Annotated in this window: 9 protein-coding genes, 1 tRNA gene and 1 pseudogene; 8 read left to right on the plus strand and 3 right to left on the minus strand. The window is 39.7% G+C overall.

Features of this window, described 5'->3' with window-relative positions:
* Positions 1-35: 35 nt before the first annotated feature.
* The 8 genes and pseudogenes from CDL10_RS09420 to CDL10_RS09455 all read left to right on the plus strand — a co-directional run.
* A pseudogene (locus CDL10_RS09420) lies at positions 36-1,013 on the plus strand (PLP-dependent cysteine synthase family protein); the annotation flags it as partial.
* A 121-nt stretch (positions 1,014-1,134) separates the two neighbouring features.
* Positions 1,135-1,536: a hypothetical protein gene (locus CDL10_RS09425; protein WP_100678297.1), complete on the plus strand. Its 402-nt coding sequence runs from the start codon at positions 1,135-1,137 to the stop codon at positions 1,534-1,536.
* A gap of 102 nt (positions 1,537-1,638) precedes the next feature.
* Positions 1,639-2,913, plus strand: coding sequence for a DUF2851 family protein (locus tag CDL10_RS09430; protein WP_100678298.1), 1,275 nt, complete (start codon positions 1,639-1,641; stop codon positions 2,911-2,913).
* The gene (locus CDL10_RS09435; RefSeq protein WP_100678299.1) at positions 2,903-3,742 is read left to right on the plus strand and encodes a helix-hairpin-helix domain-containing protein; all 840 of its coding nucleotides are present in this window, start codon (positions 2,903-2,905) and stop codon (positions 3,740-3,742) included. The genes CDL10_RS09430 and CDL10_RS09435 overlap by 11 nt, the downstream gene beginning before the upstream one ends.
* A gap of 15 nt (positions 3,743-3,757) precedes the next feature.
* Positions 3,758-4,897, plus strand: a complete 1,140-nt coding sequence (locus CDL10_RS09440) for an acyl-CoA dehydrogenase (protein WP_100678300.1) — start codon at positions 3,758-3,760, stop codon at positions 4,895-4,897.
* Between the two features lie 330 nt (positions 4,898-5,227).
* Positions 5,228-6,301, plus strand: coding sequence for a peptide chain release factor 1 (prfA, locus tag CDL10_RS09445; protein ID WP_100678301.1), 1,074 nt, complete (start codon positions 5,228-5,230; stop codon positions 6,299-6,301).
* 130 nt (positions 6,302-6,431) lie between these two features.
* Entirely contained in the window at positions 6,432-7,250 is an 819-nt protein-coding gene (gene pyrF / locus CDL10_RS09450; RefSeq protein ID WP_100678302.1) for an orotidine-5'-phosphate decarboxylase, read from the plus strand.
* Complete coding sequence (locus CDL10_RS09455; protein WP_100678303.1) at positions 7,244-8,047, plus strand: ABC transporter substrate-binding protein; 804 nt, start codon at positions 7,244-7,246, stop codon at positions 8,045-8,047. The genes pyrF and CDL10_RS09455 overlap by 7 nt, the downstream gene beginning before the upstream one ends.
* Positions 8,048-8,197: 150 nt before the next feature.
* Here CDL10_RS09455 and CDL10_RS09460 read toward each other — a convergent pair whose 3' ends face one another.
* The 3 genes from CDL10_RS09460 to CDL10_RS09470 form a co-directional block, all read right to left on the minus strand.
* Entirely contained in the window at positions 8,198-11,614 is a 3,417-nt protein-coding gene (locus tag CDL10_RS09460) for a methylmalonyl-CoA mutase family protein (RefSeq protein WP_100678712.1), read from the minus strand.
* 125 nt (positions 11,615-11,739) lie between these two features.
* A tRNA-Arg gene (locus CDL10_RS09465) sits at positions 11,740-11,813 on the minus strand.
* A 149-nt stretch (positions 11,814-11,962) separates the two neighbouring features.
* Positions 11,963-12,739 carry an alpha/beta fold hydrolase gene (locus CDL10_RS09470; protein WP_100678713.1) on the minus strand — a complete coding sequence of 259 codons (777 nt, stop codon included), beginning with the start codon at positions 12,737-12,739 and terminating at the stop codon, positions 11,963-11,965.
* Between the last annotated feature and the right edge of the window lie 8 nt (positions 12,740-12,747).

Genomic DNA, 12,747 nt, shown 5'->3' on the forward strand with positions numbered 1-12,747 from the left:
TCTTATTACCTTTGCCCACATTAAAGCATAAGATGATGAACTACGCAAAAAATATATTGGAAACCATTGGTAACACGCCTTTGGTGCAAATCAATCATATTACCAAAGAACTGCCTTGTCAGGTATTGGCAAAAGTTGAGTATTTTAATCCGGGGCATTCCTGTAAAGACCGCATGGCTTTAAAAATGGTTGAAGATGCCGAAAAAGACGGGCGTTTACAGCCGGGAGGAACTATCATCGAAGGTACATCAGGCAACACCGGAATGGGTTTAGCTTTAGCAGCCATTGTGAAAGGTTATAAACTGATTTGCGTAATCTCAGACAAACAATCCAAAGAAAAAATGGATATTCTGCGGGCTGTCGGAGCAGAAGTGGTGGTTTGTCCTACCAATGTTGAACCAGAAGACCCACGTTCGTATTATTCGGTTTCTAAGCGATTGGCGGAAGAAACGCCTAATTCGTGGTATGTGAATCAATACGACAATCCGTCCAACACACAGGCAAACTATGAGCAAACTGGTCCCGAAATCTGGGAGCAAACCAAAGGTCGCATAACGCATTTTGTAGTGGGTGTAGGAACTGGCGGAACCATATCCGGAATCGGGAAATACTTGAAAGAACAAAATCCGAATGTGAAAATATGGGGAGTCGATACTTATGGCTCGGTGTTTAAAAAATATCACGAAACCGGTGTTTTTGACGAAAATGAAATTTATCCATATGTAACTGAGGGAATCGGCGAGGACATTCTGCCCGAAAATGTAGATTTCTCTATCATCGACGGCTTTACAAAAGTAACCGACAAAGACGCCGCGGTTTACACACGTCGTTTGGCAAAAGAAGAAGGGTTGTTTGTTGGTATGTCGGCAGGTTCGGCGATTAAAGGTGTTTTACAGTTTAAGGAACATTTCAAACCTGATGATGTAGTCGTAGTTTTGTTCCATGATTCAGGCTCGCGGTATGTAGCCAAAATCTTTAATGACGACTGGATGAAAGAAATGGGATATTTGGATTAACTATTGTCTAATAATAAATAAAAAAACGATGAAATGCCTATCACAGGATTAGCAAACCAACCGAAAATGATAATTAAGGCATTCCATCTGACCATAAAAAAACAATAAATATAAACAGATGAAAACAATCAATGTATCAGCCGTAATAGGCGTTTTAATCTTTGGTATTCTTATTATTGCCGGATTAATGTTCGGATTACCGAAATATAATGTATGGCAACAGGAAATGGCAGGTAAGGCAGAAATGGCAAAAGCCGAGCAAAACCGTAAAATCTTGGTCGAAGAAGCAAAAGCCCGTTTGGAAGCTGAAAAACTTAATGCTCAGGCAGAAATCGAAAGAGCAAAAGGAATGGCAGAAGCCATGCAGGTGGAAAACGGAACGTTGAACGAAACCTACAACCAGTATCTGTTTATCCGCACGTTGGAGAAACTGGCAGATAAAGGCAGTTTGCCGCAAATTATCTACATTCCGTCAGACGGATTATTGCCGGTAATGGACGTGAAGAAAAGCGAGAAATAATAAGATAATTGCCCTATTTATTACAAACCTTCCAGATTTTTTTTGGAAGGTTTTTTTTGGTTAATTCATAAAAATTTATAATTTTATACGAAATCTTTAGCTATGAAAGAGGATTTTCTGCATTATGTGTGGAGGAATAAGGCTATGGCGATGTGCCAGATGCTTACCACAGATAACAAGCCGGTGGAGATTATTCACTTTGGCGATTACTTACAAACCGACGGACCGGATTTCTTTAATGCCAGAATCCGGATTGACGGGCAATTATGGGCTGGCAATGTCGAAATGCACATAAAAAGCTCAAGTTGGTATGGGCATAATCACGAAAAAGATGCGGCTTATGACAATGTGATTCTGCATGTTGTCTGGGAAGATGATGTGCCGATTTTCCGCAAAGACGAAACGCTTTTGCCTACTTTGGTTTTGTCGGAATATGTTAATAAAAAAGCGTTTGAGAATTACCGAAATCTATTTCAGACCAAAAAATATTTGAACTGCGAGTCGTTTATTTCTGACATCAAACCGATTGTTTGGTTATCCTGGAAAGAGCGGTTGCTGGTCGAGCGATTGGCATATAAATCCGAACCGATGAAAGAGAAACTGCTGGCGACCAACCATCATTGGGAAGAAGTTTTTTATCAATTTGTGGTCAGGAATTTTGGTTTGAAAGCCAACGGAAAATATTTCGCAGAATTGGCGGAACGAATTCCTTTTTCGGTTATTCAAAAAGAACGGCACGAAGTGCAACACCTCGAAGCATTGTTTTTCGGAATGGCGAATTTGCTGGATAATTCATCGGACGAATACACCGAAAAGTTGCGAAAAACTTATGAATATTTGAAAGTCAAACACCAATTGGAGGATAATTTATCAGGAAAGCCACAATTTTTCCGGTTGCGTCCGCCTAATTTTCCGACCATTCGTTTGGCTCAGCTGGCACAGTTGCTACATCAGAATGAACATTTGTTTCATGAGTTGGTGGTCGAGCCGATTCGTGCTGAGCGTTGGGTCAAAAATTTGCAAATTTCGCCTTCAGATTATTGGAAAACTCATTTTGTTTTAGGCAAAGAAAGCCAAAAAAGTACCAAAAAACTGACGCCGAATTTTATTGATTTATTGTTGATTAATACCGTTTTTCCTTTTCGGTTTGTGCATAGAAGTTACACCGGTGAAACCGATTTTGAAGATATCATCGAGGCTTATAGGCATTTGATGCCCGAAAAAAATCATATCGTTGAACTTTTTGAGAAATTAGCCGTTCCGGTCGAAAGTGCTTTAGATTCACAAACGCTGATTCATCTTAAACAAAATTACTGCGACCCGAAACGCTGTCTGCATTGTGCAATCGGAAACCAAATCCTGAATCATGAGCGGTAAGCGGATTTTCCCATATTATACGAAATCGCAACGAATGGCGATATTTTCTTTAATTGTTGTGATTGCTGCTTTGCAAATCGGGTTGTATTTTTTGCGGAATCCAAAACCTACAATGAAAAACATTGACCGGGCGGAGATGTTGCGGATAGAGAAAGAATTAGATAGCTTGGCAAAATCGAGGGAATTTGTCCTGACTTCGTTCAATCCGAATTTTATTACCGATTACCGTGGCTATGTTCTGGGCATGTCGGAAGAGCAAATCGACCGCTTGCATCGTTTCAGAGAACAAGGAAAATATGTGAATTCGGCTAAAGAATTTCAACAAATTACCCAAGTATCAGACGAATGGTTAGGCAGATATCAACAATATTTTAAATTTCCGGATTTTGCCCGTCCGGATAAACAGAAAACGGAAACGAAAATTATTCGGAAAGACATCAATACGGCTTCATATGAAGATTTGATAACCATCAGCGGAATCGGAGATTATTCTGCCCGAAAAATTATTGCTGAACGGGATAAATTTGGCGAATTTGTCAGTATAAAACAATTTCGGTTTATCGAAAATCTACCCTCAAATGTATATGATTTGTTAGAGAAAAATTTTCATATAACTAAAAGACCGACAATTCAAAGAATAGACCTGAATCGGGCAAACATCAATGATTTACAACAAATTCCTTATGTTAATTATAAAATCGCCAGAAGTATCGTTGTGTACCGCAGTAAGCAGGATAAGCCAATAGAAGAAAAAGATTTACGACAGATTCCCGGCTTTCCGCTTGACAAATTTGAGATAATTAGTTTATATTTGGGGACTTCTAAATAAAGATAATTTACAAATATGGATTTTTCATACAACGAAACACAGAAGATGATAGCACAGTCTATCAGAGATTTTGCAGAACAACATATCCGTCCGAACATCATGGAATGGGACGAATCACAGATTTTTCCGGTAGAGCTTTTCCATAAGTTAGGCGAAATGGGCTTTATGGGCGTATTGGTTCCTGAAGAATTGGGTGGTTCCGGATTGGGTTATCACGAATATATCACGGTAGTGGAAGAAATCTCGAAAGTAGATTCGTCAATCGGATTGTCTGTTGCAGCACATAACTCGCTGTGTACCAATCATATTTTGACTTTTGGTAATGATGAGCAAAAGAAAAGATGGATTCCAAAATTAGCCACAGGCGAGTGGATTGGAGCATGGGGACTGACCGAACACAATACGGGTTCTGATGCTGGAGGAATGGCAACAACCGCAGTAAAAGATGGCAACGAGTGGGTGTTGAACGGAGCGAAGAACTTCATCACACATGCTATTTCAGGGCAGGTAGCCGTTGTGATTGTCCGCACAGGAGAAAAAGGCGATTCTCACGGAATGACTGCGTTTGTGGTTGAAAAAGGAACACCCGGATTTTCAAGCGGAAAAAAAGAAAATAAATTAGGAATGCGTGCGTCAGAAACTGCCGAGTTAATTTTTGACAACTGCCGCGTGCCGGACGCTAACCGTTTGGGCGAAGTAGGTCAAGGATTTATTCAGGCAATGAAAATTCTGGACGGAGGGCGTATCTCTATCGGAGCGTTGTCACTCGGAATTGCCAAAGGGGCTTATGAAGCAGCGTTGAAATATTCCAAAGAGCGTGTGCAGTTTGGTAAACCGATTTCGCAGTTCCAGGCGATTGGTTTCAAACTGGCAGATATGGCAACCGAAATCGAAGCATCGGAATTGTTATTGCATAAAGCTGCTTACCTGAAAGACAATCATTTGCCGGTAACAAAAATCGGAGCAATGGCAAAAATGTATGCATCGGAAGTATGTGTGAAAGTTTCTACGGAAGCAATACAAATCCATGGAGGTTATGGTTACACGAAAGATTATCCGGTAGAGAAATTCTACAGAGATTCCAAACTGTGTACTATCGGGGAAGGAACAACCGAAATCCAGAAAATGGTTATTTCAAGAAATATTCTGAAATAGTAGAAGTTTCAAGTACCGATTCGGTGCTGAATGTTCATAACAATCTGCAAGAGTTATCACGTTGATGTGTACCTTGCAGATTTTTTATTTGTCTAAACATAATACTAAAAGGGTTTAGAGCCTGTTTGAATTTGTATTGTAAAAATGTTTGTAGGTTATTTTTGAGGTAGAACAAGGCAAATTTTCAAAGGATAGCAGGGCTATCGTTTTAAAATTTAACGTAGTTATAGCCAAAAAGAAGCAGAAACAAATTATTAGATAAATTTTAAACAGGCTCTTAATAAAAAAATCTTTTTCGTAATTTTGTAGGCTTGAAATTATAGGATTATGATGTTAGACAGACTACAGTACGTAAAACAGCGATTTGATGAGGTTTCGGATTTGATTATCCAGCCCGATGTTATTGCCGACCAAAAGCGTTACGTACAATTGAATAAAGAATATAAAGACCTCAAAGCTTTGGTTGAGAAGCGTGAGGAGTATGTCAATCTCGCCGGAAATATAGAAGAAGCCAAAGAAATCATCACTGACGGAAGTGATGACGAAATGGTGGAAATGGCAAAAATGCAGTTGGAAGAAGCACAGGAACGTTTGCCACAGCTGGAAGAAGAAATCAAATTTATGTTGATTCCGAAAGACCCTGAAGACGCGAAAAACGTTATGGTTGAAATTCGTGCGGGAACAGGTGGCGATGAAGCTTCTATTTTTGCAGGGGATTTGTTTCGTATGTACACTAAATACTGTGAATCAAAAGGTTGGAGAACTTCTGTTGTAGATATGAACGAAGGAACTTCAGGCGGTTTCAAAGAAGTTATTTTTGAAGTAACCGGCGAAGATGTTTACGGCACATTGAAGTTTGAAGCAGGTGTGCACCGCGTACAGCGTGTGCCGCAAACTGAAACGCAAGGTCGCGTACACACTTCGGCGGCGACGGTTATGGTATTGCCCGAAGCAGAAGAATTTGACGTACAGATTGATATGAACGATATCCGTATTGACTTGTTTTGTTCGTCAGGGCCTGGCGGTCAGTCGGTAAACACAACAAAATCGGCGGTGCGTATGACACATATTCCAACGGGATTGGTGGCTCAGTGTCAGGACGAAAAATCACAGCACAAAAACAAGGACAAAGCCTTATCGGTTCTTCGTTCGCGTTTGTATGAGATGGAACTGGCGAAGAAACAGGAAGAAGACGCTAAAAAACGTAATTCACAGGTTTCTTCCGGCGACCGTTCGGCAAAAATCCGTACCTACAATTATCCGCAGGGTCGTGTAACCGACCACCGTATCGGTTTAACGATTTATGATTTGGACGGTGTGATGAACGGAAATATTCAGAAAGTTATCGATGAATTGCAGTTAGTAGCCAATACCGAAAAATTAAAAGAATCGGAAGTATTTTAATATATTTGTAAAGCCTCTTTTTTAGAGGTTTTTTTGTAGAAAATAGTGTATTTTATCATGAGATTATCTCTATTGAAAATAAGAGATTCTCCGTTCCTCGGAATGACAAGTAAATAATAAAAACTAAAACATGACCACACAACAACTATACGAACAAATTAAACGCAAAAAGTCCTTTTTATGTATCGGATTAGACGTTGATTTAGATAAAATTCCGCAACATTTGTTGGCAACCGAAGACCCGATTTTTGAGTTCAACAAAGCGATTATTGACGCCACGCACGATGTCTGTGTTTCCTACAAACCCAATACCGCTTTTTACGAAGCTTATGGCCTGAAAGGCTGGCAATCACTGGAAAAAACGATTCGTTATATTAACGAAAAATACCCAGAAATTTTTACGATAGCCGATGCCAAACGAGGCGATATCGGTAACACTTCCTCGATGTATGCTAAAGCATTTTTTGAGGATTTACAATTTGATTCAGTGACTGTTGCACCGTATATGGGCAGAGATTCGGTAGAGCCTTTTTTGCAATACAAGGATAAATTTACGATTCTGCTGGCATTGACTTCCAATGATAGCAGCTCCGAATTTCAGTTGTTGAAAACTGACCATGACGAATTGTATAAAGAAGTATTGAGAAAGTCTAAAACTTGGAAAAATTCTAATCAACTCATGTATGTAGTTGGGGCAACACGAGCCGAATATTTTAGAGAAATCCGGAAAATAGTACCCGATAGTTTTTTGTTGGTGCCGGGCGTGGGAGCACAGGGCGGAAGTTTGATAGACGTATGTAAATATGGCTTAAACAAAAAAGTAGGTTTGCTGATAAACTCATCAAGAGGAATATTGTATGCGTCCGATAAAGAAGATTTTGCAGAAAAAGCAAGGTTCGAAGCACTGAAATTACAGCGGGAAATGCAGATAATCTACGAAAAATTATGATTCTGACAGACCAATTAGGAACGGTTCATTCGTTTGCCGAAACACCTAAACGGATTATTTCGCTGGTGCCTTCGATTACCGAAACTTTGTATGAAATGGGATTGGAAGAACAAATCGTCGGGATTACGAGATTTTGCGTACACCCATATCATTTTAAATCAACGAAAACTGTTGTTGGAGGAACAAAGCAGGTAAAGTTCGACAAAATTACCGGTTTACAACCTGATGTTATCATTGCTAACAAAGAAGAAAACACGGAGGAAATCGTCAGTCAGCTACAGGAAATCTGTCCGGTTTGGGTTACGGATATCGAGACTTTTGACGATACCATACAGATGATTAAAGATTTCGGCGAATTGTTCAAACGAAAAACCGATGCTCAGAAATGGACGGAAAAACTGATTTTTGCCAAAACCGATTTTGAGACTTATATGAAAGATGTTCCGTTTCGCAAAGCGGCTTATCTCATTTGGCGTAATCCGTATATGGCTGCCGGAGAGCATACGTTTATTAACCATTTGCTGGAAATGAATCACTTTACGAACATCTATGCCGGCAGAGAAGAACGTTATCCCGAAGTTGAAATCCGTAAAATGCGTATTCAGGGCGACCCGGAACTGGTCTTTTTATCATCAGAACCGTATCCGTTTAAGGAAGAGCACGCTTTTGAGATTGGCAGAGCCACACACCACGCCAAAACCGTTTTTGTAGATGGCGAAATGTTTTCCTGGTACGGAACTCGGTTGTTCAAAGCCTTTCAGTATTTTAAGCAGTTGCAAAAGCGGTTGAGTGATTGAATTGGAAGTGTTTTTTAGACAAGTATTTTTTAGTATTATGCCCAGAAAGAAAAACAGTACAAATAAGAATATCTGTACTGTTTAATAAAAAAGATTTATTTGCTTAATCCTGAATCATTTTTTCAGGACGTTACAATCTCAATACTTAAGCTACATATTCCGTCTGTACTGTCCGCCGACTTCAAAAAGTGCGTCTGTGATTTGTCCCAAAGAACAAACTTTTGTTGCGTCCATCAAGGCTTCAAAAATATTTTTGTTGTTGATAGCTATTTGTTGAATATGTGTTAATTGTTGTTGCTCTTCTTCGGCTTTAGCCTTGTGAAGATTTTCCTTTGTATTGATTTGGAATTGTTTTTCTTCTTCGGTTGCACGAATTACTTCTTTCGGAATCACTGTTGGGGAACCTTTGGAACTCAGGAACGTATTCACACCAATAATCGGGAAATCGCCGTTGTGTTTCAAGGTTTCGTAATACAACGATTCTTCCTGAATTTTTGAACGCTGATACATCGTTTCCATTGCTCCCAAAACACCTCCACGTTCTGTAATTCGGTCAAATTCGGTTAAAACAGCTTCTTCTACCAAATCGGTTAATTCTTCGATAATGAATGAACCTTGTATTGGATTTTCGTTTTTTGCTAAACCTAATTCCTTATTGATAATCAACTGAATCGCCATCGCTCTACGAACTGATTCTTCCGTTGGTGTGGTAATCGCTTCGTCATACGCATTGGTATGCAACGAGTTACAGTTGTCGTAAATCGCATACAAGGCTTGTAAGGTTGTACGAATATCGTTGAAATCAATTTCTTGTGCGTGCAATGAACGACCCGATGTTTGAATGTGATATTTCAACATTTGTGCACGTTCATTGGCTCCGTATTTGTTTTTCAAGGCTTTTGCCCAGATACGACGTGCCACACGACCAATTACCGCATATTCCGGGTCGATACCGTTTGAAAAGAAGAACGACAAATTCGGTCCAAACGCATTAATATCCATTCCTCTCGACAAATAGTACTCCACATATGTGAAACCATTTGCCAAGGTAAATGCCAACTGCGTGATTGGATTTGCACCAGCTTCGGCAATGTGGTAGCCCGAAATTGAAACCGAATAAAAATTACGTACGTTGTTATTAATGAAATATTCCTGGACATCGCCCATCAAACGCAACGCAAATTCAGTTGAGAAAATACAAGTGTTTTGAGCTTGGTCTTCTTTCAGAATATCTGCCTGAACCGTTCCGCGAACCTGTGCCAGCGTATTCTTTTTGATTTCGGCATAAACGTCAGCAGGCAAAACTTGGTCACCGGTTACACCCAAAAGCATCAATCCTAAACCATCGTTTCCTTCCGGCAATTCGCCGTTATATCGAGGTCTTTCCAAACCTTTGTCTTCGTAAATCGCTTTGATTTTCGATTCTATTTCCGTTTCTAAATTATTTTCTTTGATGTATTTTTCACAATTTTGGTCAATTGCCGCGTTCATAAAGAAACCTAACAACATCGGAGCAGGACCATTAATCGTCATCGAAACCGAAGTCATCGGGTGCGACAAATCAAATCCTGAATATAACTTTTTTGCATCGTCTAAACAACAAATCGAAACTCCGGCATTTCCAATTTTCCCGTAAATATCAGGGCGATGACCTGGATCATTTCCGTATAAAGTTACCGAATCAAAAGCAGTTGATAAACGTTTTGCTGGCATTCCCTTTGAAACATAATGAAAACGGCGATTGGTACGTTCTGGTCCTCCTTCTCCGGCAAACATACGCGTCGGGTCTTCGCCTTCACGTTTGAACGGGTACAAACCTGATGTGAACGGAAACTCGCCCGGTACGTTTTCCTGCAGTACCCAACGCAAGATATCGCCCCACGCTTCATATTTCGGCAAAGCAACTTTTGGAATCTGCAAATGCGAAAGCGACTCCGTATGTGTTTTAATTTTGATTTCCTTATCTCGAACTTTAAATGAATAAACCGGATTTTTATATTTATTGACTTTTTCGTCCCAGGTTGTAATTACTTCCCAGTTATACGGGTCTAAATCACGTTTCAGTTTGTCAAATTCAGCCAATAGAATTTTGGCTAATTCTGTATTTTCTGTACCGTTGATTTCAATGCCGTGCTTTGTCAATACAGGGATTTTCCCCGAAATAGTTTCTATGGTTTTATAAATTCCGTACAGTTTTTGGGCAACTTCTTTCTGTGTTTTTGTCTTTGCATCGTAACCTCTGTTATTTTCTGCAATTTCAGACAAATAACGGGTTCTGTTTGGCGGAATCACAAAGATTTTTTCAGACATTTCTTTGGTAATCTCAAAAGTCGATGCTAAATCAGCTCCTGTTTTTTCAACTACCTTGTCAATAATAGCTTTGTACAACTGATTGGTTCCCGGGTCGTTGAACTGAGAAGCAATCGTACCAAAAACAGGCATTTCGTTTGGATTAACGTCCCAAAGATTGTGGTTGCGTTGGTATTGTTTTTTCACATCACGCAAAGCATCTAAAGCCCCACGCTTGTCGAATTTATTAATCGCTACGATGTCGGCAAAATCCAGCATATCAATTTTCTCCAACTGTGTAGCCGCACCAAATTCAGGTGTCATAATATACAATGAAGCGTCAGAATGATCCAATATTTCTGTATCAGACTGACCAATACCTGATGTTTCCAAAATAATCAAATCGTATTTCGCCGCTTTCAATACCTGAATCGCTTCTTCCACATATTTTGACAATGCCAGATTGGACTGACGTGTTGCCAATGAACGCATATACACACGAGGATTGTTGATAGAGTTCATACGAATACGGTCGCCAAGCAATGCTCCTCCTGTTTTCTTTTTAGAAGGGTCAACTGAAATCAATGCGATATTCTTTTCCGGGAAATCAATCAGAAAACGACGAACCAATTCATCTACCATTGATGATTTTCCTGCTCCACCCGTTCCGGTAATTCCCAAAACTGGTACAGATTTATCCTCTACTTTATTGAAATCAAACAACTTCAGAAAATCTTCTTCACGGTTTTCTGCCAATGAAATCAATCGGGAAATTGTGGTAACATCTTTATCTTTTAAGGATTGATAAATATCTTTTCCTTCCGGCAAATTCAAATCAGGTGTAGGAAAATCGGCTTTTTCCACCATATCGTTAATCATTCCCTGTAATCCCAACTCACGACCATCGTCTGGCGAATAAATACGGGTAATTCCGTAATCCATCAATTCCTTGATTTCTGACGGCAAAATTACACCACCTCCACCTCCGACAATGCGGATATGCCCAGCTCCTTTTTCTTGAAGCAAGTCGTACATATATTTGAAATATTCATTGTGTCCGCCCTGATAAGAGGTCATTGCAATGGCATTAGCATCTTCCTGAATCGCTGTGTTTACAACATCTTCTACCGATTTGTCGTGTCCCAAATGCACCACTTCACACCCGGTCGATTGAATAATACGACGCATAATGTTGATGGCTGCATCGTGTCCGTCAAACAAAGCAGCAGCGGTAATGATTTTTATTTTATTTTTTGGTTGATAAGGTTGTATGCTCATTTTTGTCATTTATTATACGGTCGCAATTTACGAAATATAATGTATTGATAAAAATGTTGAAATGAAGTAAATGTCAGTAACACTTAAAAACAACAAAAGCCCCTGAAATCAGGAGCTTTGTGCTGTGATCGCGACAGGATTCGAACCTGTGACCGTCTGCTTAGAAGGCAGATGCTCTATCCAGCTGAGCTACGCGACCTATTTAACCCATAAAAACTACTTGTTCAGAAATTGAACGGTGCAAATTTAGTTATTTTCGGTTATAACACAAATGTAAATGAAATAATTTTTAAAATTAGTGTGTTTTTAATTTATAAGTAGCTTTATTTTAGGTCTTTATGAAAATGATTATTTCAAAAAATCAGACAGCTGCCGGAGCGTTTCTTTTTCGGCCTCGATAGTTGCCATGTGTCCACAGTTCAAAATAATGAGTTCGGCATCGGTGGTTTCGGTCTGGTCTCTTACCTCGTTTATCGGGATAATCGTATCGTGTTCGCCGGCAATGATTAATTTCGGATAAGGACCAAAATGTAACAACACTTCTCTGTCCGGTCGTATTTTCATGCCTTCCAAAGCAGCAATGACGCCCTGCACGGGTATTTGTTTGGCTTCGTCAATCAGCCTATCAACTTTTTTTTGATGTTTTTTCAGGCTTTCCGGCATAAAAAGATTGCTGACAGAAAGCTGAATGAACAAATCACTATTCTGTTTGACGGCTTTTATGGCCCTGTCCCGATTGAGTTTCCGCTCAGCAGAATCCGGTCTTGCGGAAGAATTAATCAACACCAGGTTTTTGACGTGGTCGGGATACAATTCCGCAAATGCCAAAGTTATATAACCACCCATAGAATGCCCAATCAAACTTATTTTCCGCAATCGCAGGTGGCTCATCAATGCGTGAATCATATCTGCCTGGTCTTCCATCGTATGAACATATCCCAAGCAGCCAGATTGCCCGTGACCCAATAAATCAATGCACACTACCCGGAATTTTTTGGCTAATTCTTTAGCGATGTTTTTCCACATGGAATTGCTTTCCAGAAATCCGTGAAGAAAAAACAAAGCACTGCCTTTGCCTTGGTCGGTATAAGAAACGTGAGTGTGTTTGTAAGAAAATATTTTCAAAATCAAAT

The sequence above is a fragment of the Avrilella dinanensis genome (genome assembly GCF_002807015.1).
In the GTDB taxonomy this organism is placed as follows: domain Bacteria; phylum Bacteroidota; class Bacteroidia; order Flavobacteriales; family Flavobacteriaceae; genus Flavobacterium; species Flavobacterium dinanensis.

Coding starts and splice junctions, on each gene's coding strand:
- CDL10_RS09440 (WP_100678300.1), top strand. CDS start 3,758: ATGGATTTTTCATACAACGAAACACAGAAGATGATAGCACAGTCTATC.
- CDL10_RS09425 (WP_100678297.1), top strand. CDS start 1,135: ATGAAAACAATCAATGTATCAGCCGTAATAGGCGTTTTAATCTTTGGT.
- prfA (WP_100678301.1), top strand. CDS start 5,228: ATGTTAGACAGACTACAGTACGTAAAACAGCGATTTGATGAGGTTTCG.
- CDL10_RS09460 (WP_100678712.1), bottom strand. CDS start 11,614: ATGAGCATACAACCTTATCAACCAAAAAATAAAATAAAAATCATTACC.
- CDL10_RS09430 (WP_100678298.1), top strand. CDS start 1,639: ATGAAAGAGGATTTTCTGCATTATGTGTGGAGGAATAAGGCTATGGCG.
- pyrF (WP_100678302.1), top strand. CDS start 6,432: ATGACCACACAACAACTATACGAACAAATTAAACGCAAAAAGTCCTTT.
- CDL10_RS09435 (WP_100678299.1), top strand. CDS start 2,903: ATGAGCGGTAAGCGGATTTTCCCATATTATACGAAATCGCAACGAATG.